Genomic DNA, 26,871 nt, shown 5'->3' with positions numbered 1-26,871 from the left:
GCGCCCCGGGCCCATCGAATCGACGCGTCCCCATGGGGGAGGGGCCGGACGGGTGGCGCACCCGTCCGGCCCCTCCCGGATACCCGCGGTCCCTCCGCCAACCGTGCGGCGGCCCTAGCCGCGCGGCCTCAGCATCGTGACCGTCTCCACGTGGAAGGTCTGGGGGAAGAGGTCCACCGGCCGCACCGAGACGGGCTCGAGGCGCCCTGCCTCCTCGAACCGGGCGAGGTCCCGGGCCAGGGTCGCCGGGTCGCACGACACATAGGCGACGGCCCGGGCGTCCAGGGCCGAGATCTTCTCCACGACGTCGGCGGCGAGTCCCGCCCGGGGCGGGTCCACCACCACGATGTCGGCGCCCTCGTCGGGGAACTCCCGGCCCGCGTCGCCGCCCACGGGGTCGGCGTTGTCGATGCCGGCCCGCCCCAGGTTGCGTCGCAGGTCGCCCACGGCGGGCCCGTAGGACTCCACGGCGTCCACCCAGCCGGCGCGCCTCGCCAGGGGCAGCGTGAACGTGCCGCCGCCGGAGTAGAGGTCCATGGCGGAATCGTCCCGGGTGGGTGCGAGCCCCTCCATGACGATCTGTACGAGCCGCTCGGCCCCGAGCGTGTTCACCTGGAAGAACGACGGGGCGCTCACGCGCATGGACTCGTCGAGGACTCGCTCCGACCACCAGCCGTTGCCGGCCAGGCGCTCGGTGCCCGCGAGCCTGCGGGCCTTGAGCGGGCCCTTGGTCATGACGCGCACGATGGAGCTCGCGGCGGTGGCGTCGCCGATCACCTTGGCCGCCTGGGCGCGGGGGAAGGGGCTCGGCTCGGTCCAGAGGGCCACCTCCACGTCGCCGGTGCGCCGCGACGCGCGGATGCCCACGCGCTCGACGTCCAGGGCGTGGGAGTTGGCGAGGTAGGAGAGCGAGCCCGACACCGCCTTCACGAGCCTCTCGTGGTCCGCGTCCAGCAGCAGGCAGCGGTCGACCTTGACCACGCCGGGGCCGCCGGCCGTGTGCATGCCCACGACGCAGCGGCCGCGACGGCGCTCCACGGCGAGCTCCACCTTGTTGCGGTAGCCCCACGGCGCCCCGGGCGCCTCGACCGGGGTCACGAGGGCCTCGGCGCGCTCCGTCCCCAGGCGCCCGATGCGGGCGAGGGACTGCACGACGTTGTCGCGCTTGGCCCCGAGCTGGGCCGTGCGGTCCATGGCGGCCCAGGGGCACCCGCCGCAGACCGACGCCCAGGGGCAGCGCGGCTCCACGCGGTCGGGCGACGGCTCGAGGACCTCCGTCACCCGGGCCCTGAGGAAGCTCTTCTCCTCGCGGAGGACCTCGGCCTCCACGACGTCGCCGGGCACCGCACCCGATACGAACACCGCCCGCCCGTCCTCGGCGTGGGCGACGGCGTCGGGCCCGTAGGCCATGGACTCTATCTCGAGGCGCATCTACCGCCCCTCCCTGCGGCGCCGCTCGCGCCGCCTCTGCTCCCGCTCGTTCTTCCGGTCGGCCTTGGCCTGGGCGGCCTGGGCGGCCTCCGGGCCCATCACCAGCGTGCGAAGGCCCAGCCCGATGAGGGAGAGGGCCGTGGCCACGCGTCCCGGCGGCCTGCGCACGATGGTGGTGGGGGCGTCCCCGCCGTCGGCCCCCTCCACGGTGGCCTCCGCCGGTACCTCGTCCGGCGCGGCCGGCGCCTCGGCGCCGGCGGTCCCGTCGGGGGCGGAGGAGTCCGGGTTGCCGGGCGGCGCGCCGCCCGGCTCCACGGCGGCGACGGCGTCGGCGAGCGCCACCGCGCCGTCGGTCACGGCGCGGGCCAGGACCTCGTCCTCCACCACGGGGTCCGCCGTGGGCGGCTCCGCCTCGACGGACGACGCGACGTCGGGCACCCGGCGGGCGCCGTAGCCGGCGTAGAGGGAGATCAGGCGCCGGATGACGTCGGGGGGCAGGGAGGCGAGCTCGGGCGAGAGGGGCGCGCCCCTCCCGTCGGTCCCCATCTTGGCCATGGCGTGGTGGCAGGCGAGGGCCATGAGCACCTCCTGGCTGTTGACCAGGGGCTCGTCGGCCTCCACCTCGATGGGGTCCCAGGTGCCCCCGGCGGTCAGGCGCCTCGCCTTGACGTTGTCCGACAGCTGCAGGTCCATGTACTCCACCACCAGCTCGCGGCAGACCGGGTCGAGCACGGGGAAGGCGATCTCCACCCGGCGCTCGGTGTTCCTGGTCATCATGTCGGCGCTCGACAGGTAGAGGGTGTCGGCGTGCTCGCCGAAGGCGTAGACGCGGGAGTGCTCGAGGAGCCGGCCCACGACCTGGCGGATCTCGAGCCCCTCGGTCCTGTCGTGGATGCCCGGCAGGATGCAGCAGATGCCCCGGACCACGAGGGTCACCGACACGCCGGCCTGCACGGCCTCGGCCACCTTGTCGATGACGTCGCGGTCGGTGAAGGAGTTCATCTTCATGAACACCCGGCCGCGCCGGCCGGAGCGGGCCCTCCCGATCTCACGGTCGAGGCCCCGCATGATGAGGGGCTTGAGGCCGGAGGGGGCCACGCCCAGGTGGCGGTAGGAGCCGTGGAGGTTGCCCAGGGTGAGGTTGCGGAAGAACGCGTTGCCGTCCTCGCCGATGGCCTTGTCGGCCGTGAGCAGCATGAAGTCGGAGTAGAGCCGGGCGGTCTTCTCGTTGAAGTTGCCGGTGCCGAGGCAGGTGATGCGCCGGATGCCGTCGGCGCCGTGGTAGGTGATCTGGCAGATCTTGGAGTGGCACTTGTACCCCTCCGACCCGTAGATCACGGTGCAGCCGGCCTGGGAGAGGCGCTCGGCCCACTCGATGTTGTTCTTCTCGTCGAACCGCGCGCGCAGCTCCATGAGGACGGTGACGTCCTTGCCGTTCTCGGCGGCGGCGATGAGGCTCTCGCACAGCCGCGAGCGGGTGGCCACGCGGTAGAGGGTGATGCGGATGGCGATGCACTCGTCGTCCTCGGCCGCCTGACGCACGAGGTTGAGGAACGGGTTCATGGACTCGTAGGGGAAGTAGAGCAGCACGTCGTGGTCCATGACCTGGTCGCGCACGGGCCGTCCGCCGTCCACCATCGGCGAGGGCTGGGGCTCGAACGGGTCGAACAGGAGCGCCGCGCGGTGGCGCGCCGGGAGCCTCGACTCGAGGCCGTACACGTAGGAGAGGTCCAGGGGCATGTCCAGGAAGCTCACGCGCTCCCGGGAGAGGCCGAGCTCCTCCCGCACGAGCTCCTCGAGCCCCTCGCCCAGGTGCCCCTGGAACTCCACGCGCACCGGGTCGAGGCGCAGGCGCCTGCGCAGGATCTTCTTCATGTGCTGGCGGTAGTCCTCCTCCTCCTCGACCCCCTCGCCGTCGGGGTCGATGTCGGCGTTGCGGGTGACGCGCACCACGGCGCACTTGGTGGGCACCATGTCGCCGAAGACGTCGGAGTGGGCGAGGCCTTGGACGATGACGTCCTCCACCAGGGCGTAGCGGTAGCGGTCGGCGGCCGACGGCAGGGCCACCACCCGTCCGGCGTTGGGGGGCACCTCCACCATGCCGAGGAGCTCGCCCTCCTCGCCGGCGTCGAGGGCGCACATGACGTAGAGCTGGCCGTTCCTGAGGTTGGGGAAGGGGTGGCGGGGGTCGACGACGAGGGGCGAGAGCACCGGCATGAGCACCCGTTCGAAGTGGCGTCCCACGCAGACGTTGTCCCTGTCGTCGAAGTCGCCCACGGACACCCGCTCGAGGCCGAAGCGCTCCAGCTGGCGCTCGATGGCGTGGAACGCCTCCTCCTGGCGCCCGAGCAGGTCGGGCAGGAGGGAGAAGAGGGCGTCGAGCTGCTGGGCCGGGGTGAGGTCGCTCTTGTTGTCCCGGGGAGGGTTCTTGAGCCCCTCCATGGTGGACAGGCCCCCCACCCGGATCATGAACCACTCGTCGAGGTTGGACTGGAAGATGGCGCAGAACTTGAGCCTCTCGAAGAGGGGGACCTCGGGGGTGAGGGCCTCGGTGAGCACGCGGTCGTCGAACCTGAGCCAGCTCACCTCGCGGTTCTGGGTGTAGGAGTAGTCCCGCACCTGGCGGGGGGCGTCGCCGGCCCTGGCCTTGCGGCTCTTCTCGTGGCTCTTGTGGCTCGCGTTCTTGGCGTAGGCCCGGAGGGCCGCGGCGTCGCCCCCTCCCTTGGGGCCGCCGGCGGCCTTCCTGTCCCTCATGTCCTTCTTGGCCTTTTTCTTGGGGTGCTTGTGGCCCTGTTTTTTCAGCTTCTTGTCTTTGGGGGTCTTGGCCATGGGCTTGGGCTCCTCGGGCTCGTTTTTTCTCCACCCCATTATGCGCGGGAGACCCGGCGGGAGGGGGCTTTGTCGGCCAGGCGAAACCCGACGGTCCCCTCGGGCCGGCGAAGGGCGGTGCATCGGGCGGCGCCCCTCTTGCATTGTCCTGCAATAATATTCGGAATATAGAGGACTATATGCAAAAATTAGGGTAGGTCGATATATGACAGATATAACAGTATTATCGTATGTTGTATCAATGAAGGGATTCTTTGAATCAAGGGATTGTACTCATTTTTAGCTTATTTGCATAACCACAGGTAAATCATGGTTTGCACACAACAAATTCACCAACGGAGACAAATTAAGAGCATAGTGCCGCCTACAGCTGAAATGTAACCGTTGGCCGTGAGGCGGAAACAATATTCAGCGTCAGCGAACCATAATGGCCCTAGCGAAACAGGGGTGCGACGGGTGCCCGAGAACCCCGCCAGCCTCGCGTTCCGAGTGGTCAGGTTCGTGTAATGGCAGGCGCCTTGCAGGACAGCGAGGCGCCGTCGACAGAAGGAGGCACAATGTCCAAAGGGCTACATGTCCCGAGCGAGATCGGCAACCTGAAGAAGGTCATGCTGCATCGCCCCGGCGACGAGCTGCTCAACCTGCCCCCCGACGAGCTGGAGCGTCTGCTGTTCGACGACGTTCCCTTCCTGCCCGTCGCCCAGGAGGAGCACGACACCTTCGCCCAGACCCTGCGTGACCAGGGTGTGGAGGTGCTCTACCTCGAGAAGCTCGTGGCCGAGGCCCTCGACGCCGCTCCCGGCGCCCGTGACGAGTTCCTCGACCAGTGGATCTCCGAGGCCGGCATCACCGGCAAGCATGCCCCGGCCATCATCCGCGAGTACATCGACTCGTTCAAGGACAACTACGAGATGGTTCTCCACACCATGGCCGGTGTGACCAAGCAGGAGGTGCAGCTGCCCGTCAAGGCCAGCGAGACCCTGCGCTCCATCGTGGGTACCGACGGCGACACCGAGAGCGACCTCCTGGTCGACCCGATGCCCAACCTCTACTTCACCCGCGACCCGTTCGCGGTGGTGGGCAACGGCGTCAACCTCAACCGCATGTACTCGGTCACCCGCAACCGCGAGACCCTCTACGGCAAGTACATCTTCAAGTACCACCCCGACTACAAGGACTCCCCGCTGTGGTACCGCCGCAACTCCGCGTACCACACCGAGGGCGGCGACGTGCTGAACCTCAACAACCACGCCATCGCCGTGGGCATCTCCCAGCGCACCGAGGCCGCTGCCATCGACGTCATGGCCAACCACATGTTCTGGGGCCACGAGGACTGCCCGATCGACGAGATCTACGCCTTCAACATCCCGAGCTCCCGTGCCTTCATGCACCTGGACACGGTGTTCACGCAGATCGACGTCGACAAGTTCACCATCCACCCCGCCATCATGGGCACCCTGCAGGTGTTCAAGCTCACCCCGGGCAAGGAGGAGAACGAGGTCAAGATCGAGGAGATGAACGACACCCTCGAGCACACCCTCGCCAAGATCCTGGGCCTCGACCAGGTCACCCTGATCCCCTGCGGTGGCGGCGACCCCATCGCGGCCGCCCGCGAGCAGTGGAACGACGGCTCCAACACGCTCTGCGTGCGCCCCGGCACCATCTGCGTCTACCAGCGCAACAACGTCACCAACGACATCCTCTACAAGGCCGGCATGGAGCTGCTCGTCATCCCGAGCGCCGAGCTCTCCCGCGGCCGTGGCGGCCCCCGCTGCATGAGCATGCCGTTCTGGCGCGAGGACCTCTAAACCTCAGCCTCCTCCGGGGGCCGGCGCGTCCGGCCCCCGGTCGACGCGGGCCCTGGGGCCCGCGTCATCCCGATGCGTCAAACGCCGCGCCCCATCGGGGGCGCACGACAGAAAGGAGCCGTAACGATGGGTGTCAACATCGCCGGCCGCAGCTTTACCAAGATCCTCGACTACACCCCTGAGGAGATCCAGTACCTCGTCGACGTGTCCAAGACCTTCAAGGACATGAAGCGCAACGGCGTGCCCCACAAGTACCTCGCCGGCAAGAACATCGTCCTGCTCTTCGAGAAGACCTCCACCCGTACCCGCTGTTCCTTCGAGGTGGCCGGCAACGACCTCGGCATGGGCGTCACCTACCTCGATCCCGGCAGCTCCCAGATGGGCAAGAAGGAGTCCATCGAGGACACCGCCCGCGTCCTCGGCCGCATGTACGACGGCATCGAGTACCGCGGCTTCTCCCAGGAGCTCGTGGAGGAGCTGGCCGAGAAGGCCGGCGTCCCGGTGTGGAACGGCCTCACCGACGAGTTCCACCCCACGCAGATGATCGCCGACCTCCTCACCATCGAGGAGAACTTCCCCATGGGCGTCAAGGGCCTGAAGTTCGTCTTCTTCGGCGACACCCGCAACAACATGGGCAACTCCCTCATGGTGCTCTGCGCCAAAATGGGCATGCATTTCGTGGGCTGCGGCCCCAAGGAGCTGCGTCCCACCGACGAGCTGATCGCCACCTGCGAGAAGATCGCCACCGAGACCGGCGCCACCATCACCTTCACCGACGACCCGAAGGCCGCCGCCACCGACGCCGACGTCCTCTACACCGACATCTGGGTGTCCATGGGCGAGCCGGCCGAGCTCTGGGCCGAGCGCATCAAGGAGCTCAAGCCCTTCCAGGTCAACAGCGAGCTCATGGGCCTCGCCCACAAGGACGCCATCTTCATGCACTGCCTGCCGTCCTTCCACGACACCAAGACCACCATCGGCGAGGACGTCGCCGAGAAGTTCGGCATCAAGGAGATGGAGGTCACCGACGAGGTCTTCGAGTCCCGTCAGTCCAAGGTCTTCGACGAGGCCGAGAACCGCATGCACACCATCAAGGCCGTCATGTACGCGACCCTGAAGTAACGACCCCTCCCAGCGAGCGGCCAGAAGGGCCCCGGCGGACGCCGGGGCCCTTTTCTCGTACGTAAGAAACAACCATTAATTCTTGCTCTGTATATATACTTGAAATCAAAGGACCGAGGTCCGGGCATATACCCCAAAGCCATGTGAAACGGGGGCGGCACCCCACGGAGAAGGGGGGATCCCTTGTCAGAAGGACAAGCGCCCGCGGCCACCCAGTCGGGCCCGGGTAAGATCGGTCTGTTCGGGCTCATCGGCATCGTCGTGAGCTCCTGTATCGGGTCGGGCGCCTTCGCGCTCACCGGCCAGATCGCCCAGGTGGCCTCGCCGGGCGCCGCGCTCGTCGCCTGGCTGATCGTGGGCGTGGGCTTCCTCTGCCTGGCCCTCTCACTCAAGAACCTGGCCGACCGCCGGCCCGACCTCGACTCCATCTTCGACTACGCCACCGAGGGCTTCGGCCCGTTCGCCGGCTTCCTGTCGGGCTGGGGCTACTGGCTCTCCGCGTGGCTGGGCAACGTGGCCTTCGCCACCATCATGATGAGCGCCGTCGGCTACTTCTATCCCCCCTTCGAGGCGGGCAACACCGTGCCCTGCATCGTGATCGCCTCCGTCATCCTCTGGGGCATCACGTTCCTCGTCATGCGCGGCGTCGAGAGCGCCTCGTTCATCAACGCCATCGTCATGGTGGCCAAGGTGGCGGCCCTCGGCCTGTTCATCGTGTTCGCGCTCGTCATGTTCAACGCCGGCGTGTTCACCGCCGACTTCTGGGGCACCGTCCAGGACAACCTGGCGGCCATGGGCGCGGCCGGCGCCACCGACCTTGGCACGATCCCCGACCAGATCGTCAACTGCATGATGATCATGTTCTGGTGCTTCATCGGCATCGAGGGCGCCTCGGTCATCTCCAGCCGCGCCAAGTCCAAGGCCGACGCCGGCAGGGCCACGGTCATCGGTCTCGTCGCGCTGCTCGTCATCTACATCGGCGTCTCGGTGCTGCCGTTCGGCTACATGCCCTACAACGAGATCGCGGCCCTGCCCAAGCCGGCCATGATCTACGTGTTCGACTCCATGGCCCCCGGTTGGGGCGGCGCCTTCATCACCGTCGCCATGATCGTGTCGGTGGCCGGCTCCTGGCTGTCGTTCACCATCCTGCCCGCCGAGACCACCCAGCTCATGGCCAGCCACAGGCTCCTGCCGGCCAAGTGGGGCGAGCTCAACTCCAAGGGTGCCCCGCAGTTCTCGCTCGTCGTCGTGGGCGTCTGCACCCAGCTGTTCCTCGTCACACTGATCTTCACCGAGGACGCCTACAACTTCGCGTTCTCCCTCTGCACCGTGGCCATCGTCGTCACGTGGGCGCTGGCGTCCGCCTTCAACATGAAGGTCTCCTTCGCCGCCAAGCAGACCGGCCAGGCCGTCTGCGGCCTTGTCGCCACGGTCTTCCTCGTGGTGGGCACGCTGCTCAACGGCTGGACGTTCCTGCTGCTCACCTGCGTGGGCTACATCCCCGGCATCTTCGTCTACATCGCCGGTCGCAAGGAGCACGGCGAGCAGGCGTTCACGCCGGCCGAGAAGTGCGTCATGGCCCTCGTGGTGGCCGCCGGCATCGTGGCCGTCGTGCTCGTGGCCATGGGCCTCATCGCCTTCTAGGCCCCACGGCCCCCAAGGCCGTCTGACCGGGCGCCGGGTCCCCCTCGCAGGGCCCGGCGCCCTCTCTTTGGCGTGGCACCGTATACTGGCCCCACGGCCGGTCGGCCCGAAACGCGTTCCGAGGGGGTGCGTCATGGAGGTCACGCCCATCGCCAACGAGGTCTGGCTCAACCGCCATGAGCGGCGGGCCTCGGTGGACATCGCCCAGTCGTCCGTCACCGCCATGGGCTACCGGGAGCTCGCCGCCCTCGACGGCGAGGGAGGGGCGCGCATAGGCGCCGCCCTCGCGGACGCCCGCCTGGACTACGGCTGGATCGAGGGCTCCCCGGCGTTCAAGGCCGCCGTCTCGCGGCTCTACGGCCGCGAGATGGACCCCTCCCTCGTCCTCCAGGAGAACGGTGCCACGGGCGCCAACCGCGACGCCGTCGTCTCCCTCGTGGGGCCCGGCGACCACGTGGTGTGCGAGTGGCCCACCTACCAGCCGCTCCGGGACATCCCCCGCGCCCTCGGCGCCACGGTGGACCTCTGGCGCCTGGAGTGCGACGGCACCCGTTGGACGGCGCCCGTCGAGGCCCTCGAGCGCCTCGTGAGGCCGGGGACCAGGCTCATCTGCATCAACAACGCGGCCAACCCCACGGGCGCGCTCCTCGGCAGGGAGGAGCTCGAGGCCGTGGCCGACATCGCCCGCACCGTGGGCGCCTACGTGCTCTCCGACGAGGTCTACCTGCCGGTGGCCCAGGACCGTGGCTACGTCTCCATGCTGGACGTCTACGAGCGGGCCGTGGTCACCAACTCGCTCTCGAAGTCGTTCTCGGCGCCGGGGCTCCGCGCAGGGTGGGTCGTGGCGCCGCCGGAGGTGGCCGCGCGCATCCGGGCCCTGCGCGACTACTCCCTCATCTGCGCGGGCGTGGGCAACGACCTCCTGGCCACCCTGGTGCTCGAGCACGCCGACGAGGTGCTGGCCCGCAACCGCGCCATCGTGCGGGCCCGGGCGCGGGCGGTGGGGGAGTGGCTGGGGCGCACGCCCCGGGCCTCGTGGTGCGCCCCCGACGGCGTGCCCGTGGCCTACCTGTCGCTCGACCTCCCCGACGGCCTCGACGACGAGACGTTCTGCCTGGACCTCCTCGACCGTCACGGCCTCCTGCTCGTCCCCGGCGGCTGCTTCGACATGCCGGGCGGGGTGCGGCTCGGCTACTGCTGCCCCGAGGGGGAGCTCGGGCGCGGCCTGGACCTCCTCGGCCGGGCCCTCGAGGGGCTCGACTGACCCGGCGCCCCGCGTCACGGTGCGCCCCGCCACCGGGGCCGGGGCGGTGTGGCTGCATATGGCACCAGCTTCTTTTCAGCATATTGCACAGAAGGTGCGATTCATCGATTGCGGCGTATAAGATTTAGCGGATGCTGCATAGGATAATTAATTTATGACAAGGCGGCACGGGGCCGCCGGTGATTCCGGGCGGTCGGCGTCCCGGGGCGGGAGATAGAGAAATCAATAAACCATACGCATAAATATATGTTAGAGGTCCGTTTAACTGCAATAACGGGGGGAGCTCCGCGCATTACAGCTTGGTTTCCGCGAACGGCACTAAAGTACCAGTAAACGGCATCTGCGCCACGGATTCTCTGTTCTTGGTCTTAAGGGAATATTCATATGTATAAAATGGGTCCCGAATCGTTAGGAGTGGGGCTTCTCGGGAGCCCCGGACGGGGCGCGTCCCACGAGGGTCCGCCTCCAACGAGGAAAGGAGACCCAAGGCATGTCAGATATGACAAAGCCTAAGAAGAAGCGGGAGATGCTCTCTTCTTACACGATCCTCTTCATCATCCTGATCGTGGTGGCCCTCATCTCCATCGCCATGTCCATGGCGATTCCGGACATCACCGGCGCCACCCTAGGCGACGTGCTGATGGCCCCGGCCGAGGGCTTCGTCGACGCCGTCGACGTCTGCCTGTTCGTCATGGTGCTCGGCGGCTTCCTCGCCATCGTCGAGCGCTCCGGCGCCCTTAACGCCGGCATCTCCACCCTGGTGCGTGCCATGGGCGGCAACGAGCTCAAGCTCATCCCCATCCTCATGGTCATCTTCTCGATCATGGGCACCACCTACGGCTTCTGCGAGGAGTCCGTGGGCTTCTACGCCCTGCTGGCCGCCACCATGATGGCCGCCGGCACCGACGTGCTCGTGGGCGCGGCCATGGTGCTGCTCGGCGCCGGCTGCGGCGTCCTCGGCTCCACGGTGAACCCGTTCGCCACGGGCGTCGCCTCCGCCACCCTGACCTCCATCGGCATCCCGGTCGACCAGACGATCATCATCGTCCTCGGCCTCATCCTCATGGTCGTGGCCGACGTCATCTCGATCGTGTTCGTGTACAACTACGCCAAGAAGGTCAAGGCCGACACCGGCCGCTCCATCCTCACCGGCCACGAGATCGAGGCCGCCGAGAAGGAGTACGGCAGCGCCGCCAAGGCCGTGGCCGAGGCCAAGGCCATCACCGGCCGCCAGAAGGCCGTCCTGGTGCTCTTCGCCGTCACCTTCGTCGTCATGATCATCGGCTTCATCCCCTGGGAGGACCTCAACGTCGACGCCTTCAACGCCGGCTACGCCTCCGAGGAGGTCACCGCCCCCATCACCGGCGAGGAGATCGTGGCCGCCTGGGGCGACGGCGGCATCGACGGCGACCTCGTGTTCAACACCGAGCCCGACGCCACGGTGACCACCGAGACCACCACCTCCCTCGGCTGGTCCGCCTTCCTCACCGGCACCCCCCTCGGCCAGTGGTACTTCGCCGAGGCCACGGCCTGGTTCCTGATCATGGCCATCGTCATCGGCATCGTGGCCGGTCTCTCCGAGCGCGAGCTCGTGGACACCTTCATCGCCGGCGCCGGCGACATGATGGGCGTCGTGCTCGTCATCGCCCTCGCCCGCGGCGTCTCCGTCCTCATGGACGTCACCGGCCTCTCCAACTGGATCCTGGCCTCCGCCGCCGCCGGCCTCAAGGGCATGAGCGCCATCGTCTTCGCGCCCCTGTCCTTCATCCTCTACGTGCTCCTGTCCTTCCTCATCCCGTCGAGCTCCGGCATGGCCACCGTGTCCATGCCCATCATGGGCCCGCTGGCTGTGGAGCTGGGCTTCTCGCCCGAGGTCATGGTGCAGATCTACTCCAGCGCCAACGGCTTCGTGAACCTGTTCACGCCCACCTGCGGCGCCATCATGGGCGGCCTGGCCCTGGCCCGCGTGGAGTACTCCACCTGGCTGAAGTTCGCCACCAAGCTGCTCGTGATCCTCTTCGTGGTCCTCGTCGTCATCGTGACGGTGGCCTGCATGGTGGTGCCCGCCTAGCGCAAGGCGCCATCGGGACCCGCAACCACGGAAGGTCCGAAGAAGGGCCCCGCCGCACCGAGTGTGCGGCGGGGCCCTTTCCGTGGGGCGCGGGGTGTCGACGGGGTCGACCGGGGACGGCAGCTGCAGGGCGGCGGCCGCAGGGGGCGGGGGTGTCCCTAGTAGACCATGCCCATGGCCTCGCGCACCTGGGCGAGGGTCTCGTCGGCGACCTCGTTGGCGCGGCGGTTGCCCTCGTGGAGGATCTCGCGCACGAGGCCGGGCTGGGCGGCGAAGGCGGCGCGGCGCTCGCGGATGGGGGCCATGTAGTCGTCCACGACCTCGGTGACGTAGCGCTTGAGGGCGCCGGCGCCGGCGTCGCCGATGGAGTCGGCGATCTCCTCCGGGTCGCGGCCGGTCATGACGGAGGCCGTGGTGATGAGGGCCGAGACGCCGGGGCGGTTCTCCGGGTCGAAGGTGATGGTGCGCTCCGAGTCGGTCTTGGACTTGCGGATGAGCTTGGCGGTCTCCTCGGCGGTCATGGAGATGGCGATGGAGTTGCCGTAGCTCTTGGACATCTTGCGGCCGTCGAGGCCCGGGAGGAGCGGGGTGTCGGACAGCAGGCCCACGGGCATGGGGAACACCTTGCCGTAGCGCTCGTTGAAGCGCCGGGCGATGTTGCGGGTGAGCTCGATGTGGGGGAGCTGGTCCTTTCCCACGGGGACGCAGTCGGCCTTGCAGAACAGGATGTCGCAGGCCTGGTGCACGGGGTAGGTGAGGAGCAGGCCGGTGAGGGCGTGGCCCGAGGCCTCCTGCTCGGCCTTGACCGTGGGGTTGCGCAGGAGCTCGCTCTCGCTCACGAGGGAGAGGAACGGCAGCATGAGCTGGTTGAGCGCCGGCACGGCCGAGTGGCAGAAGATCGTGGCCCGCTCGGGGTCGATCCCCACGGCGAGGTAGTCGAGGACCATGTCGTAGGCGTACTCGGTGATGTGGGCCGTGGTGTCGCGGTCCGTGATCACCTGGTAGTCGGCGATGAGGATGTTGGTGTTGACGCCCATCTCCTGGAGCCGAACGCGCTCGCGCACGGTGCCGAAGTAGTGGCCCAGGTGCAGGCGGCCCGTGGGGCGGTCGCCCGAGAGGAGGGTGTGGGCGCCACCGTCCTCTCCAAGGGATTTCCACATGGCGTCGGACCGCCTCTGCGCCTCGGCGAAGCTCTCCTCGTTTGCCATGGTTCCTCCTTTGGTTGTGCCCCGGCGGCGGGGCGCGTCTGCAACCTCCTTATACTACCCGGTGCCGGACCCGGCGGGGGCGCCCGTCCGGCCACGGCGGGACCGCCGCCCACCACGGGACACAACATCTTGTGTCTTACTCGGGGTTCCCGGCTTTGCCCCACGGGGCGTGGGGAGGGCCCTGGAGCTGGGCGTTTCGCTCTCGGCCAAACGCGCGCCCCGTGAACCCCCTGATTGTCCCTCCAATGGGCCTATGGTTGTCATACACCACATATTGTGGTTTTTGGTATCTACACTTCTAGGGATTGTTGTTCAGGGGACTTTTGCACACCACTACACACGACCGATGTCAAGTCTGTTCCTCGTGCCGGGGCCTCCGTATCATAGGTGTCGCCGCGGTCGTGGGACCGCGGCGACACCTCGAATTCAACCACAAGATGATGTGGTCCACCGTCAACCCGCACGGCCCAAGGAGAGTCCCAATGAAGATCATCAAGCGCAACGGGTCCGAGGCGACCTTCGACGTCGCAAAGATCGTCAACGCCATCCGGGGGGCCAACGTGACCGTCCCGGAGCCCGTGCGGCTCACCGAGGCCCAGATCGACGACGCCGCCACCGCCGTCGAGGCCGAGTGCGAGGCCTGTGGCCACACCGTGACGGTGGAAGAGGTCCAGGACATGGTGGAGGACCAGATCATGGCCAAGGGCGCCTTCTCGGTGGCCCGCAACTACATCACCTACCGCTACGTCCAGAGCCTCAAGCGCACCTCCAACACCACCGACGAGCGCATCCTCTCGCTCATCGAGTGCAACAACGAGGACGTCAAGCAGGAGAACTCCAACAAGAACCCCACGGTCAACTCCGTGCAGCGCGACTACATGGCCGGCGAGGTGTCCAAGGACCTCGCCAACCGCATCCTGCTGCCGCGCGAGGTGGTGGAGGCCCACGACGAGGGCATCATCCACTTCCACGACGCCGACTACTACGCGCAGCACATGCACAACTGCGACCTCGTCAACCTCGAGGACATGCTGCAGAACGGCACCGTGATCAGCGGCACCCTCATCGAGAAGCCGCACTCCTTCTCCACGGCCTGCAACATCGCCACCCAGATCATCGCCCAGGTGGCCTCCAGCCAGTACGGCGGCCAGTCCATCTCCCTCACGCACCTCGCGCCCTTCGTGGACGTCTCGCGCCGGCGCATCCGCCGCGACTTCGTGCGCGAGCTCGAGGAGCTCGGCATCGAGCCCGAGGAGGAGCAGGTGGGCCGCATCGTCGAGGAGCGCCTCCTCGACGAGATCCGCCGCGGCGTCCAGACCATCCAGTACCAGGTGGTCACCCTCATGACCACCAACGGCCAGGCGCCCTTCGTCACGGTCTTCATGTACCTCAACGAGGCCCGCGACGCCCAGGAGAAGCACGACCTCGCCCTCATCATCGAGGAGACCCTCCGCCAGCGCTACGAGGGCGTCAAGAACGAGGCCGGCGTCTGGGTCACCCCCGCCTTCCCCAAGCTCATCTACGTGCTGGAGGAGGACAACCTCGAGCCCGGCCAGAAGTACTACTACCTCACCCAGCTCGCGGCCAAGTGCACCGCCAAGCGCATGGTGCCCGACTACATCTCCGAGAAGATGATGCGCAAGCTCAAGCTCTCCGCCGGCGAGGTCGAGGGCGAGGGCGACGTCTACACCTGCATGGGCTGCCGCTCCTTCCTCACGCCCGACCGCTCCGGCAACGGCTACGGCAACGTGGCCAACGCCGGCAACTACGAGCCGGGCAGGCCCAAGTACTACGGCCGCTTCAACCAGGGCGTGGTCACCATCAACCTCCCGGACGTCGCCCTTTCCAGCGGCGGCGACATGGAGGAGTTCTGGCGCATCTTCGACGAGCGCCTGGAGCTCTGCTACCGCGCCCTCATGTGCCGCCATAACCGCCTCAAGGGCACGCTCTCGGACGCGGCGCCCATCCTCTGGCAGTACGGCGCCCTGGCCCGCCTGCCCAAGGGCGAGGTCATCGACCCGCTGCTCTTCGGCGGCTACTCCACCATCAGCCTCGGCTACGCCGGCCTCTACGAGTGCGTGCGCTACATGACCGGCCACAGCCACACCGACGCCGAGGCCACGCCGTTCGCCCTGGCCGTCATGCAGCACATGAACGACAAGTGCGCCGAGTGGAAGGCCGCCACGGACATCGACTTCTCCCTCTACGGCACGCCCCTGGAGTCCACCACCTACAAGTTCGCCAAGTGCCTCCAGCGCCGCTTCGGCGTCGTCCCCGGCGTCACCGACCACGGCTACATCACCAACAGCTACCACGTGCACGTGACCGAGCAGATCGACGCCTTCACCAAGCTGCGCTTCGAGAGCGAGTTCCAGCGCCTCTCCCCGGGCGGCGCCATCTCCTACGTCGAGGTCCCCGACATGCAGGACAACCTCGAGGCGGTCATGAGCGTGCTGCGCTTCATCTACGACAACATCATGTACGCCGAGCTCAACACCAAGAGCGACTACTGCCAGGTCTGCGGGTTCGACGGGGAGGTCAGGATCGTGGAGGACGACGGCAAGCTCGTGTGGGAGTGCCCGCATTGCGGCAACCGCGACCAGACCACCCTCAACGTCGCCCGGCGCACCTGCGGCTACATCGGCACGCAGTTCTGGAACCAGGGCCGCACCGAGGAGATCCGCGACCGCGTCCTGCACCTCTAGGCCGGCCCCATACCCGTCACCGCCGACCGGGCCGCCCCACGGGGCGGCCCGCCCTTCCATCGAGGTCCCATGAACTGCGCCAACGTCAAGTACTGCGACATCGCCAACGGCACCGGTGTGCGGACGAGCCTGTTCGTCTCCGGCTGCACCCACCGCTGCCCCGGCTGCTTCAACGAGGTGGCCTGGGACTTCTCCTACGGCGACGCCTTCGACGAGGCGCTGCAGCGGGAGGTCATCGACTCCCTCGCCCCCTCTTATATTGCGGGTCTGTCCGTGCTCGGGGGGGAGCCCATGGAGCCGTCCAACCAGCGGGCGCTCGCGCCCTTCCTCGAGCGGGTCCGCGCCGAGTGCCCGGGCAAGGACGTGTGGGTCTACACGGGCGACGTCCTCGACGAGCTCCTCGACCCCGCCTCGCCCCGGCACACCGAGGTCACCGAGCGGCTCCTGCGGTCCGTGGACGTGCTCGTGGACGGGCCGTTCGTCCAGGAGCTCAAGGACATCACCCTGAGGTTCCGCGGCTCGCAGAACCAGCGCATCATCGACGTGCCCCGGAGCCTCGAGGCCGGCCGCACGGTGCTCTGGGAGGACGACCCGGTGTTCGCCCAGCACTCCATGGGCCGCCAGGAGCTGCACCTCTAGGGGCGGGAAACTCCCTTAAATACATTGCAAAACCATTTACCGATTGGGCGGCCCCTCTCGCGGGGGCCGTGCGGTGCCGGGTTGCCTTTCTGGGCATCGACCTGCAAGGCCGCAAGGCCGCTTTGCCGTGTCGACCCATCGGAAGGAGACCCATGGACTGTCCCTACGAGACGGAGTGGCGCCGCGCCTACACTCCCTCGACCGCCATGGAGGAGGCGAGCCGGTGCCTGCTGTGCGAGGACGCGCCGTGCAGCGCCGACTGCCCGGCGGGCACCGACCCAGGCCGCTTCATCCGCAGCATCCGCCTCCTCAACGACGAGGGCGCCGCCGCGACCATCCTCGTCAACAACGCCCTGGGCGACATCTGCGCGCGGGTGTGCCCCACCGAGCGCTACTGCGAGCGCCGGTGCACCCGCGCCGAGGTGGACCGCCCCATCGACATCAAGGGGCTCCAGCGCTACGCCACCGACTTCGCCGCGGCCCTCTCCATGGAGGTCCTCGAGGCCGGCCCCGACACGGGCCGCTCCGTGGCCGTCGTGGGCTCCGGCCCCGGCGCCCTGCAGGCCGCCGCGACGCTCCGCGGGATGGGCCACGCCGTGGACATCTACGAGCGCGACGCCGTGGCGGGCGGCATGCTCGCCCACGGCATCCCGGCCTACCGCCTGCCCGACGACGTCGTGGCCGCCGCCGTCTCCCGCGTCGAGCGCCTCGGCGCCAGGGTCCACACGGGCGTGCGGGTGGGCGCCGGCTGCGCCGTCACCTGCCAGGGGCTCCTGGAGGACCACGACGCCCTGCTCGTGGACGTGGGCCTCTCGGCCGGCAAGATGCTCCCCATCTTCGAGGGCGACCCCGCCGTGGAGCTCGCCGTGGACTTCCTCGCCCGTGTGAGGGCGGCCGGGGGCGAGGTGACGCTGCCCGACAACGTGCTCGTCATCGGCGGCGGCGACGTCGCCATGGACGTCTCCACGACGCTCAGGCGCCTGGGCGTCCACACCGTCACCGACGTCGCCTGGGAGGAGTCCGACGCGTTCCTCGCCTCCGAGGAGGAGCTCGCCGGCGCCCGCGGGGCCGGCGTGACCATCGTGGACGGCTACGCCCCCGTGGCCGCCGACGGCGGCGCCGTGACGTTCAGGCACCGCATCATCGACGCCGGGCTCACCGTCAGGGCCGACCTCGTGATCCTCGCCGTGGGCCAGCGCGCCGACGTCCTCGGTCTCGACCTCGAGCTCGAGCTCGACGGCAACGAGGTGGTCGGGGGAGGCCCCGCGACGTCGGTGCCGCGCGTCTTCGTGACCGGCGACCTCATGGCCGGCGACAAGACCGTGGTGTGGGCCGTGCGCAAGGGAAAGATAGCGGCCGCCGCCATCGACGGCATGCTCGAGAAAGGGGGCGAGTGACCATGGCGAGTCGCGACCTCTCCGTCGACTTCCTCGGCGTCCACTTCCAGAACCCGTTCTGCCTCTCCTCGTCCCCCGTCGGCAACTGCTACGAGATGTGCGCCAAGGCCTACGAGACCGGCTGGGGCGGCGTGGTCTACAAGACCCTGCATACCGACGACTTCAAGGTCGACGAGGTGTCCCCGCGCTTCGACGAGCTCACCAAGGAATGCACGCCGTTCGTGGGCTTCAAGAACATGGAGCAGATCGCCGAGCACCCGCTCGAGAGCGACCTCGCGGCCATCCGGCGCCTCAAGGCCGAGTATCCCGACGGCGTCCTCATCGCCTCGATCATGGGGCAGGACGAGGGCGAGTGGGAGGAGCTCGCCCGCACCGTGGAGGCCGCCGGCGCCGACATGGTGGAGATGAACCTCTCCTGCCCCCAGATGACGAGCCACGCCATGGGGTCCGACGTGGGGGTGAACCCGGACCTCTGCCGCCGCTACGCCGCCGCCGTCAAGCGCGGGACGTCGCTGCCGGTGCTCGCCAAGATGACGCCCAACATCACCGACATGTGCGTGGTGGCCAAGGCCTCCCTCGAGGGCGGCGCGGACGGCATCGCGGCCATCAACACCGTGAAGTCCGTGGCCAACGTGGACCTCGACCTCCACGTGGGGCTGCCCGTCATCAACGGCAAGAGCGCCATCTCCGGCTTCTCCGGCAAGGCCGTGAAGCCCATCGCCCTGCGGTTCCTCCAGCAGATGCGGTCCGACCCCGAGCTCGCCGACCTCCCCGTCTCCGGGATCGGCGGCATCGAGACCTGGCGCGACGCCTGCGAGTTCATCCTCATGGGCGCCACCACGCTGCAGGTGACCACGTCCGTCATGCAGTACGGCTACCGCGTGGTGGAGGACATGAAGGACGGCCTCGTCCGCTACATGGGGTCCCAGGGCGTCGACTCCCTCGCCGACCTCGTGGGCCTCGCCACGGCGAACATCCTCCCCGCCGAGGACCTCGACCGCGACTACCGCGTGTACCCCGAGGTGGACCAGGACGCCTGCGTGGGGTGCGGCCGCTGCTACATCTCCTGCTACGACGGCGCCCACCAGGCCATCGTGTGGGACGAGGCCGACCGCCGCGTCTCCGTGGACGAGGAGAGGTGCGTGGGCTGCCACCTCTGCCGCCTCGTGTGCCCGGTGCACGCCATCCACTTCGGCCGCGTGGCGATGAAGGGGGGCCGCGACGGCGACCCGGCCGACGTCGTCTGCAGGCCCAAGGGCGTCCCCTACGACCTCACGTAGGGGAGGGGTGTCTCCCCGGGACGGCCTTCCGAGATTGGTCGAGATTCTCGGTTGCGCCGCCGGAGGCCTGTGCTAGTATCTTCTTCGCACCACCGATGTCGGAGTGGCGGAATTGGCAGACGCGCTAGCTTGAGGTGCTAGTGACTGACTAAAAGGTCGTGCGGGTTCAAGTCCCGCCTCCGACACCATCGAGATTGAGGCCCGTGTCCCTTGGGACACGGGCTTTTTTCTTGTCTCGCCAAACTTTTTCAGGAATTGGGTACGACCGTGCGGCGGTGCGAGTATCCTCGATACCGACCGCGTTGGTTGGAGGACCGCGCCTTCCCGCCGGGTCGGCAGGGAGGCGCCCGGGGGCACCCGGGCTCGTCGGAAGGGCGGGAGAGCCATGATCTTGGGCAGCAACATCACGGCCACCGACACGGGGGGCCGCATCAAGGCCTTCTGCGGGCTCAACGCCGTCTTCGACATCCTCGCCATGGTCGACGACGCCGTGGCGGGTTACGACGCCTCCGGGCGCGTCATCATCGCCAACGAGAACCTCGCGTCGCTCTCGGGGCTCACGCGCCAGCAGCTCATCGGCATCGACGTCAGTGCCCTGTTCCTGCCGCTGTCGGGTATCCCCAACCCCCACGGCCGCCTCCCGTTCCCCCTGGACGGCTCCAAGGCGACGCTCCTCTGCCGACGCCCCACGGAGGGCACCAAGGTGCGCGTGGTGGTGCGGGCCCGCCCGATGGGGGACGACGGGTCGTTCCTCCTCGTGGCCCGACCCACGTCGGTGGCCAGCGACCCGGCCCCCGATGGCCCGCGGCCCACGTCCGACGTCTCGGTGGACGGCACGGCGCTCTCCTCCGACGAGGTCGCCGCCGTGGCCGACGCCGACGTGCGCGTGGCCTCCATCGGCCGGGAGGGGCCCGCCGACGTGGTGGCCTTGATGAGCGAGCTCGGCGGCGCCGTGGTCTCGGGCGACGCCAGCGGTGTCCAGGACATGTTGGTGTCCGAGCTCCGCGACGCCGTCGATGCGGATGCCGGCGCGCTCTACATCGCCGGCTCGGGCGGCTACATCCTCAAGAGCTTCTCGGGCGACGTGGACGGCCGGGAGATGCCCTCCTACATCACGTCCCAGGACCGCCTCGCGTCGCTCGTGGGGGAGGGCCGGCGCACCCTGGCCTTCGACCGCCACCGCGGCCTCGACGGCGAGATCGTCCTCTCCGAGAAGGCCACCAAGGAGGTGCACGACACCCCGGAGCTCGAATCCCTGCCCCTCGTCTCGTTCTTCTCGGTGCCCATCGTCTACGACGCCACGGTCGTCGCCGTGGCCCTCGTGGGATGGACCGCCCCGCACGCCCTCCACGGCCACGACGCCAAGGTCCTCGACATCCTCGCGCTGCACCATGCCAACGAGCTCATGACGGCCACGCTCTCGGCGCGGGCGCACTCCAACGAGCGCGTGTCCAACGCCGCCAGCGAGCGGCTCCTGCACCTGGAGGGGCTGGGGGAGAAGGCCACGCTCCTCGACTACTACGACGCCTTCGAGGCCATGGCGGCCGCCGTGGGCTGCTCGTTCATGCCCATCTTCAAGAACCTCCACCAGGACACCCTGTTCATCAAGACGCCCGCCGGCGAGCTCGTCGACTTCCCCTTCGACGTGGACATGCTCCGGGACGACGAGTGGCGCTACGAGGACGTCCACATCTGGCCGCTCTCCAAGCTCGTCGCGCTCCGGGGCTGGGTGTCCGAGAAGGGCATCGCCAACGACGGCATCCTCGTCATCATGGACCGTCTCGTGGGCGAGCCCCGGGGCTTCCTCGTGACCAAGGACGGCGGCACGGCCCTCCCGTCGCTCTCGTACACCTACTTCAAGCGCTTCGTGCAGGACGTCCGCCGCCTCGAGCGCCGCCAGACCCAGCGGGCCCAGGACGCCCTCATCAGCCACACGCTGCAGTCGGGCCTGGGCAACCACCTCCAGCACGTGGAGGGGCTCACGGCGCAGGCCATCTACAACTCGGCCACCGAGACGGCCGATGTGGGCGGCGACTTCTACGACCTCATCCGCCTGCCCGGCAACCGCGCCTGCATCATCCTGGGCGACGTGGCGGGCAAGGGCGTGCAGTCGGCGTCGGTGTCGGCGGCCGTTCGCACGGCCCTCGGCGCCTACTCCTGGGAGGGTCTGTCGCCCTCGCACATGGTGCGCTCGCTCAACGACTTCTTCCTGGGCTTCTCCCGGCTCGAGACGTTCGCCACCGTGTTCGTGGGCGTCGTCGACGTCGCGGAGGGCACGCTCACCTACTGCTGCGCCGGCCACCCGCCCGCGTTGCTGCTGCACCCCGCGGAGCAGCAGACGGAGCTCCTCAACGTGCAGTCGGGGGTCGTGGGGGCCTTCCGCGAGATGGTCTACCGCGACGGCCACGTGCGCCTGCGGCCCGGCGACGAGCTCCTGCTCTACACCGACGGCGCCACCGAGGCGCGGGGCGCCGACGGCACGTTCTTCGGCGAGATGGGCCTCCGCGACGCCGTGGTGCGCAACATCGACCTCGACGTCCACGACATCCCTGACAAGATCATGGCGACCCTCTACGAGTTCACCGACAACCGCCTCGACGACGACGTCGCCATGATGGCCGTGCGCTTCGACGGGTTGGACGCCGACGGCACCGCCGGGGCCTCCTCGTGACCGCCGCCGACACCCGCGGCGACCGCCTCCGCGACATAGTGAGGGTGCTCTGGGTGGTCATGGCCCTCAACCTCGTCGTGGCCGCCGCGAAGTTCCTCTACGGCCAGGCCACCGGCTCGCTCTCCATGCGCAACGACGGCATCGCGAGCGCCTTCGACGCCCTCTCCAATGTGGTGGGCATCGTGGGTGCCTCGCTGGCCGCGCAGCCGCCCGACCGCGGGCACCCCTACGGCCACGCGAAGTTCGAGACCTACGCCTCCGTCGCCATCGGGGTCATGCTCGTCGTGGCGGCCTTCAACCTCTGCGCCGACGGCGTCGACGCCCTCATGGGGCGCCGGGACGCGGTCACGGTGAACGTGGGCAGCTACGTCGTCATGGTGGGCACCCTCGTCGTGAACCTCGCCGTGAGCCGCGGCGAGCGACTGAGCGGCCGACGCCTCAAGAGCGAGGTGCTCGTGGCCGACGCGCTGCACACCCGCTCCGACGCCCTCGTCTCGGTCTCGGTCATCGTGGGCCTCGTCGTGGTCCAGATGGGCTTCCCCATGGCCGACGCGGTCGTGTCGCTCCTCGTGGGTGCCGCCATCGCCGTCTCGGCCGTGGAGGTCTTCCGTTCGGCGAGCACGACCCTCTCCGACGCCGCCCGCCTCGACGAGGGGGAGGTGCGCTCGTGCATCTCCGAGGTGCCCGGCGTACGCTCGGTTCACAACATCCGCACACGGGGAACCGAGGGGGAGGTCTTCGTCGACCTCCATGTTCTGGTTGACCCCCTTATGTCGGTGCAGGAAGGCCACGGGGTGGGGGAGGCCGTGGAGGCGCGGCTCCGCGACCACTTCGGTGAGGTCAGTGAAGTAATCGTTCACATCGAGCCCGACACCGCGCTGGAGCGGCGCCTCGGCGAGGCCGACGACGCCGCCCTCGGCGCCGCCGCGGCGGGCGGGCAGGCTGCCGGCGCTGGGGATACGCCGTCGGCCGACGGCGCCGGGCGGCCGGCGTCCCGACGCTTCCGCTGAGCTCTCCAGGCGGTAGGCCTGCGGGCGCACGGCGGAGAAACCGCCAATCAACGCGTTATTGCGACTCAGGGTGCGCTTCCCGTACTTCCTTATCCTGTCCCTCGCGTGGATTGTTTAGCGGAGTCGACCCGTTGAGGTCGCTCACAGGTGGGTATCAGATACCGTGAGGAAACATGAATAAGGGAGACGGGTTGACAGTGCACGCCGCCTCCCCAACGGGGAATAGTCTTGGGCGACAAAGCGCCAGGGGACAGAGCCCAGACAGGAGGTCACAGTGCTCATCATCTCCGACTGCATGCTCGTCCCCGTCCAGGGCGACCTCGACATCGTCACCGCCCCCGCCCTCAAGGGCCACTTGCTCGAGCTCGTGGACGGCGGCTGCAAGCGCATCATCCTCGACATGGAGAAGGCCGACTACGTCGACTCCACCGGCATGGCGTCCATCCTCACGGTCGTCCGCGCCGCCCGCTCCCACGGGGGGTCGCTCACGCTCGTGAACGTCTCCGAGCGCGTCATGCACGCCCTCAGCGTGGGGTGCCTGCTCCCCTTCGTGCCCTGTTCCGCCAGGCGCCGCCCGCCGGGGCCCGTGCCGCCCCTCTCGCCGGGGGCCTCGCCGCTCCGGAGGCTCACGCTCCGCATCATGCCCGAGAACCTCGAGATGGCCCGCGACTGCCTACGGGAGCTCCTCGAGGGCCTGCCCCTCGACGAGTCGGAGGTCTTCGACATGACGCTGGCCGCCGGCGAGGCCATGGGCAACTGCGTGCTGCACACCCCGCAGGGCACAGGCTTCCTTACGGTGGCCATCTACTCCGACCGTCTCGTCATGGAGGCCGTGGACAACGGCCCGGGTTTCGAGATGGGAGAGGACGAGGAGCCGGTCGTGACCCTCGAGCACGGTCGCGGCATCAAGATCATGCGCCTGCTCTGCGACAGCGTGGAGATCCACGCCAAGCCCTTCGGGCACGGGACCGTGGTGCGGCTGGTGAAGCTCTTCGGCCGCCCGCTCAACCCCCTGGAGGAGGGGCTGCGCATGATCATGAGCGCCTGAAGGGCCCTGCGGGGCCCTTTTCCATGGCGCGGCGCCGCGGGCGGGGGAGAGGCAGCAAAGAAGGCGGCGACAAAGAAAAAGCCGCCTGGAGGCGGCTTGGAGATTCTGGAGCGGACAACGGGATTCGAACCCGCGACCCTCACCTTGGCAAGGTGATGCTCTACCAACTGAGCCATGTCCGCGTGAAGACTCGACTACTATAGCAGCCTCAGCGGGCGGCGCAAGGGAGAAAGTCGGCAAATCGGGCGCCGGGCATATCTGTCACATCAGTCGTGGGGCCGTGCGACAAGAAAAAGGCCGGCCCCGTGGGGCCGGCCGGTCTGTCTGGAGGCGACGCCCAGATTCGAACTGGGGGTAAAGGCTTTGCAGGCCTCTGCCTTACCACTTGGCCACGTCGCCAGGGAATAAAAAGGCCGATCGAAACCGGCCCTGATAATCACTGGAGCGGACAACGGGATTCGAACCCGCGACCCTCACCTTGGCAAGGTGATGCTCTACCAACTGAGCCATGTCCGCTTGCAGGGGCTACTATAGACCAACCCCGGACGGCGATGCAAGGGGAAAAGCCCATTCCCTTTGCGGGTACCATTGCGGGAGTACGTTCGCCCGGCTTGAGAGCGGAATCGCCCTGTGATCAACACCCTTCTCGTCATACTGCTCGTCATCTTCGTCTGCATGCTCGCCGCCTGGTGCTCGCGCTCGGTGATGGACGCCCAGCTCCGCTCCCGGGGCAGGGCCCGGTCGCTCGGCGAGGAGCGCTTCGAGGCCGACTCCGCCGTGGACGCCGGCACCCTCGGCGGCCGCCGGCGCCCGCCGCGGCCCCTCTGGCGCCGCACACCGCCCGCGGACCCCGCCTACGGCTCCATGGCCACCCGGCCGGCCCCGGCCGTCTCCTCCGAGCAGCGTCGCGCCGTGCGTCGGGCCGAGCGCCTCGCCCGCGACCAGTACCTCGACCGCGCCACCCTGGGCATCACGGTCTACATCGTCGTCTTCGTCGTGGCGAGCATGCTCGGCCTCTTCGCCGAGGAGGTGTGGATGTGGCACTCCCAGGGCCGCATGGAGAACCGCGCCGGCGTGGTGTGGGGGCCCTTCTCGCCCCTCTACGGGTTCGGCGGCCTGGTGTTCACCATCGTGCTTTGGAACTTCCGCAAGGCCTCCCTCGCCGAGGTCTTCCTCGTCTCCATGGGGGCCGGCGCGGCCATCGAGCAGAGCACCGGCATGGCCATGGAGTACTTCTGGCACGCTCAGAGCTGGACCTACCTCGGCCTCCCCGACGCCATCACCCAGTGGATCTGCTGGTCGTCCATCCTCGTGTGGGGCGTCCTCGGCGTGGTGTACGCCCGCCTCGTCCTGCCCGAGATCGTGTGGGTGGTCGGCGAGCCGTCGCACCGGCTCCAGGGGGTGGTGGTGGCCGTCCTCGTGGTGGCGATCTCGGTCGACCTGCTCGCCACGGCCTACTGCTTCTACCGCATGGGCCAGCGGAGTTTGGGCATACCACCCCAGAACGCCGTCGACGTCTACGTGGACGGCCACTTCAACGACGAGTTCATAGAGGGGCGCTTCCAGAACCTCGTGGTGGGCAAGCAGCTCGCCCCCAACGGCTGAGGCGCGAGGGGAGGAGGGCCCATGGGCCACGGGAGGCAGACGGCGGCACCCGACGACCTTGCGGAGGTGGCGCTCGAGCGGCGCTTCGCGGCCTCGGACTGGGGCCACATGGGGCTCACCGGCGTGCGCAACGCCCGCGACCTCGGCGGCCTCGCCACGGCCGACGGCCGCGTGGTGGCCCCGGGGCGCCTGCTGCGCTCGGGCGAGCTCGCCGGGGCCAGCGTGGCGGACGCGCGCCTCCTGGCCGACCTCGGGCTCGCGGCCGTGGTGGACCTCCGCACGGAGCGGGAGCGCTCCGCCAAGCCCGACCCCACCTCGCTCTTCCCCGCGGCGAGCTTCGAGTTCGTGCCGGTCATCGCGGCGTCGGCCGCTGGGATCACGCGTTCCATGGGCCCGCGCGAGCTCCTCGCGCTCTTCCGTGAGTACGAGATGGGCACCGAGGGCCGCATGAGCGAGATGTACGCCCAGATCGTCACGGGCGGCGAGGGTATCGCGGGCTACCGCCGGTTCTTCGACGTGGTCATGGCCGTGGGGGAGCGGCCGGCACCGTCCGCCGTGCTCTGGCACTGCAGCGCCGGCAAGGACCGCACCGGCATCGCCGCGGCGCTCCTCGAGCACGCGCTCGGCGTTCCCGAGGAGCTCGTGGTGGAGGACTACCTCGCCTCCAACCGCTTCACCCAGCCGGGCTGGGCCCGCGCCGTGCTCGCCCTGGCCGACCGCCGCCTCTTCCCGGCCAAGCTGGCCGCCATGGCCCATGTCCTCTACACCGTGGAGGAGGAGAGCCTGCGCCGCGCCTTCGACGCCGTGCGGGGCCGCTGGGGCTCCGTGGACGCCTACCTCGACGAGGCCCTGGGCATGGACGCCGGCCGTGTGGCCCGGCTCCGAGAGCTCTACCTGGTCGACCCGGCCGGCCAGCGAGCGACCGGAAAAATGTAAAAATGGGTCTTGCGTGGCGTAGACGGGGCCCCTATACTCATTTCTGTTGCGCGGGCACATGGCGCGGCAACCAACGGGCGTTTAGCTCAGGGGGAGAGCGCTTCCCTGACACGGAAGAGGTCACAAGTTCAAATCTTGTAACGCCCACCACAAAATCGCAGGTAGGAGCCAGTGCGGCTCCTACCTGTTTTGTTATGTGCCGG

General features: G+C 68.6%; 17 protein-coding genes and 5 tRNA genes. 16 read left to right on the top strand and 6 right to left on the bottom strand.

Features of this window, described 5'->3' with window-relative positions; translation table 11 throughout:
• Positions 1-114 precede the first annotated feature (114 nt).
• Together rlmD and ppk1 are read right to left on the bottom strand one after the other, a co-directional pair.
• Entirely contained in the window at positions 115-1,431 is a 1,317-nt protein-coding gene (gene rlmD / locus NFR49_RS02740; RefSeq protein ID WP_251158142.1) for a 23S rRNA (uracil(1939)-C(5))-methyltransferase RlmD, read from the bottom strand.
• Complete coding sequence (gene ppk1 / locus NFR49_RS02735; protein ID WP_251158141.1) at positions 1,432-4,260, bottom strand: polyphosphate kinase 1; 2,829 nt, start codon at positions 4,258-4,260, stop codon at positions 1,432-1,434.
• Between the two features lie 557 nt (positions 4,261-4,817).
• Between ppk1 and arcA the strand changes: the two genes are divergently transcribed.
• The 5 genes from arcA (at position 4,818) to NFR49_RS02710 (ending at position 12,169) form a co-directional block, all read left to right on the top strand.
• Positions 4,818-6,068, top strand: coding sequence for an arginine deiminase (gene arcA, locus NFR49_RS02730; protein ID WP_251158140.1), 1,251 nt, complete (start codon positions 4,818-4,820; stop codon positions 6,066-6,068).
• Between the two features lie 126 nt (positions 6,069-6,194).
• On the top strand, positions 6,195-7,190 hold the full coding sequence (gene argF / locus NFR49_RS02725; RefSeq protein ID WP_251158139.1) for an ornithine carbamoyltransferase: 996 nt from the start codon (positions 6,195-6,197) through the stop codon (positions 7,188-7,190).
• Positions 7,191-7,373: 183 nt separating this feature from the next.
• Complete coding sequence (locus NFR49_RS02720) at positions 7,374-8,834, top strand: basic amino acid/polyamine antiporter (RefSeq protein WP_251158138.1); 1,461 nt, start codon at positions 7,374-7,376, stop codon at positions 8,832-8,834.
• A 133-nt stretch (positions 8,835-8,967) separates the two neighbouring features.
• Positions 8,968-10,098 carry an aminotransferase class I/II-fold pyridoxal phosphate-dependent enzyme gene (locus NFR49_RS02715; RefSeq protein ID WP_251158137.1) on the top strand — a complete coding sequence of 377 codons (1,131 nt, stop codon included), beginning with the start codon at positions 8,968-8,970 and terminating at the stop codon, positions 10,096-10,098.
• Between the two features lie 490 nt (positions 10,099-10,588).
• Positions 10,589-12,169 carry a YfcC family protein gene (locus NFR49_RS02710; RefSeq protein ID WP_251158136.1) on the top strand — a complete coding sequence of 527 codons (1,581 nt, stop codon included), beginning with the start codon at positions 10,589-10,591 and terminating at the stop codon, positions 12,167-12,169.
• A 158-nt stretch (positions 12,170-12,327) separates the two neighbouring features.
• Here NFR49_RS02710 and trpS read toward each other — a convergent pair whose 3' ends face one another.
• A complete protein-coding gene (gene trpS / locus NFR49_RS02705) occupies positions 12,328-13,377 on the bottom strand; it encodes a tryptophan--tRNA ligase (RefSeq protein ID WP_251158135.1) in 1,050 nt (349 codons plus the stop codon).
• A gap of 482 nt (positions 13,378-13,859) precedes the next feature.
• Between trpS and nrdD the strand changes: the two genes are divergently transcribed.
• The 8 genes from nrdD to NFR49_RS02665 all read left to right on the top strand — a co-directional run bounded on the left by nrdD (position 13,860) and on the right by NFR49_RS02665 (position 24,127).
• Positions 13,860-16,082, top strand: a complete 2,223-nt coding sequence (gene nrdD / locus NFR49_RS02700; RefSeq protein ID WP_251158134.1) for an anaerobic ribonucleoside-triphosphate reductase — start codon at positions 13,860-13,862, stop codon at positions 16,080-16,082.
• Positions 16,083-16,151: 69 nt separating this feature from the next.
• Positions 16,152-16,721, top strand: coding sequence for an anaerobic ribonucleoside-triphosphate reductase activating protein (nrdG, locus tag NFR49_RS02695; RefSeq protein ID WP_251158133.1), 570 nt, complete (start codon positions 16,152-16,154; stop codon positions 16,719-16,721).
• A 152-nt stretch (positions 16,722-16,873) separates the two neighbouring features.
• Entirely contained in the window at positions 16,874-18,118 is a 1,245-nt protein-coding gene (locus tag NFR49_RS02690) for an FAD-dependent oxidoreductase (RefSeq protein ID WP_251158132.1), read from the top strand.
• Between the two features lie 2 nt (positions 18,119-18,120).
• Positions 18,121-19,398 (top strand): NAD-dependent dihydropyrimidine dehydrogenase subunit PreA, encoded by a 1,278-nt coding sequence (gene preA / locus NFR49_RS02685; RefSeq protein ID WP_251158914.1) that lies wholly within the window; start codon positions 18,121-18,123, stop codon positions 19,396-19,398.
• 97 nt (positions 19,399-19,495) lie between these two features.
• Positions 19,496-19,586 (top strand) — tRNA-Leu (locus NFR49_RS02680).
• A gap of 197 nt (positions 19,587-19,783) precedes the next feature.
• A complete protein-coding gene (locus NFR49_RS02675) occupies positions 19,784-22,069 on the top strand; it encodes a SpoIIE family protein phosphatase (protein ID WP_251158131.1) in 2,286 nt (761 codons plus the stop codon).
• Positions 22,066-23,079 carry a cation diffusion facilitator family transporter gene (locus tag NFR49_RS02670; protein ID WP_251158130.1) on the top strand — a complete coding sequence of 338 codons (1,014 nt, stop codon included), beginning with the start codon at positions 22,066-22,068 and terminating at the stop codon, positions 23,077-23,079. Before NFR49_RS02675 ends, NFR49_RS02670 begins: the two co-directional genes overlap by 4 nt.
• 274 nt (positions 23,080-23,353) lie before the next feature.
• The gene (locus tag NFR49_RS02665; RefSeq protein WP_251158129.1) at positions 23,354-24,127 is read left to right on the top strand and encodes an anti-sigma factor antagonist; all 774 of its coding nucleotides are present in this window, start codon (positions 23,354-23,356) and stop codon (positions 24,125-24,127) included.
• Between the two features lie 106 nt (positions 24,128-24,233).
• Here NFR49_RS02665 and NFR49_RS02660 read toward each other — a convergent pair.
• The 3 genes from NFR49_RS02660 to NFR49_RS02650 form a co-directional block, all read right to left on the bottom strand.
• Positions 24,234-24,309: transfer RNA gene (locus NFR49_RS02660), tRNA-Gly, on the bottom strand.
• A 143-nt stretch (positions 24,310-24,452) separates the two neighbouring features.
• Positions 24,453-24,526 (bottom strand) — tRNA-Cys (locus NFR49_RS02655).
• Between the two features lie 41 nt (positions 24,527-24,567).
• Positions 24,568-24,643, bottom strand: a tRNA-Gly gene (locus NFR49_RS02650).
• A gap of 114 nt (positions 24,644-24,757) precedes the next feature.
• Between NFR49_RS02650 and NFR49_RS02645 the strand changes: the two genes are divergently transcribed.
• The 3 genes from NFR49_RS02645 to NFR49_RS02635 all read left to right on the top strand — a co-directional run bounded on the left by NFR49_RS02645 (position 24,758) and on the right by NFR49_RS02635 (position 26,818).
• The gene (locus NFR49_RS02645) at positions 24,758-25,732 is read left to right on the top strand and encodes a putative ABC transporter permease (protein WP_251158128.1); all 975 of its coding nucleotides are present in this window, start codon (positions 24,758-24,760) and stop codon (positions 25,730-25,732) included.
• A gap of 21 nt (positions 25,733-25,753) precedes the next feature.
• The gene (locus NFR49_RS02640; protein ID WP_251158127.1) at positions 25,754-26,668 is read left to right on the top strand and encodes a tyrosine-protein phosphatase; all 915 of its coding nucleotides are present in this window, start codon (positions 25,754-25,756) and stop codon (positions 26,666-26,668) included.
• Positions 26,669-26,743: 75 nt separating this feature from the next.
• Positions 26,744-26,818, top strand: a tRNA-Val gene (locus NFR49_RS02635).
• Positions 26,819-26,871 lie beyond the last annotated feature (53 nt).

Origin of the sequence: Caniella muris, assembly GCF_943193035.1 — a bacterium.
GTDB lineage: Bacteria > Actinomycetota > Coriobacteriia > Coriobacteriales > Atopobiaceae > Granulimonas > Granulimonas faecalis.
Note: the sequence above shows the minus strand (reverse complement) of the source record. Positions and strands in the feature narration are given on the sequence as shown.

Excerpts from the sequence above, each read along its gene's own strand:
- NFR49_RS02690 (WP_251158132.1), top strand. The coding sequence starts at position 16,874 with ATGGACTGTCCCTACGAGACGGAGTGGCGCCGCGCCTACACTCCCTCG.
- argF (WP_251158139.1), top strand. The coding sequence starts at position 6,195 with ATGGGTGTCAACATCGCCGGCCGCAGCTTTACCAAGATCCTCGACTAC.
- NFR49_RS02640 (WP_251158127.1), top strand. The coding sequence starts at position 25,754 with ATGGGCCACGGGAGGCAGACGGCGGCACCCGACGACCTTGCGGAGGTG.
- trpS (WP_251158135.1), bottom strand. The coding sequence starts at position 13,377 with ATGGCAAACGAGGAGAGCTTCGCCGAGGCGCAGAGGCGGTCCGACGCC.
- NFR49_RS02715 (WP_251158137.1), top strand. The coding sequence starts at position 8,968 with ATGGAGGTCACGCCCATCGCCAACGAGGTCTGGCTCAACCGCCATGAG.
- nrdD (WP_251158134.1), top strand. The coding sequence starts at position 13,860 with ATGAAGATCATCAAGCGCAACGGGTCCGAGGCGACCTTCGACGTCGCA.
- NFR49_RS02710 (WP_251158136.1), top strand. The coding sequence starts at position 10,589 with ATGTCAGATATGACAAAGCCTAAGAAGAAGCGGGAGATGCTCTCTTCT.
- NFR49_RS02675 (WP_251158131.1), top strand. The coding sequence starts at position 19,784 with ATGATCTTGGGCAGCAACATCACGGCCACCGACACGGGGGGCCGCATC.
- preA (WP_251158914.1), top strand. The coding sequence starts at position 18,121 with ATGGCGAGTCGCGACCTCTCCGTCGACTTCCTCGGCGTCCACTTCCAG.
- ppk1 (WP_251158141.1), bottom strand. The coding sequence starts at position 4,260 with ATGGCCAAGACCCCCAAAGACAAGAAGCTGAAAAAACAGGGCCACAAG.
- rlmD (WP_251158142.1), bottom strand. The coding sequence starts at position 1,431 with ATGCGCCTCGAGATAGAGTCCATGGCCTACGGGCCCGACGCCGTCGCC.
- arcA (WP_251158140.1), top strand. The coding sequence starts at position 4,818 with ATGTCCAAAGGGCTACATGTCCCGAGCGAGATCGGCAACCTGAAGAAG.
- nrdG (WP_251158133.1), top strand. The coding sequence starts at position 16,152 with ATGAACTGCGCCAACGTCAAGTACTGCGACATCGCCAACGGCACCGGT.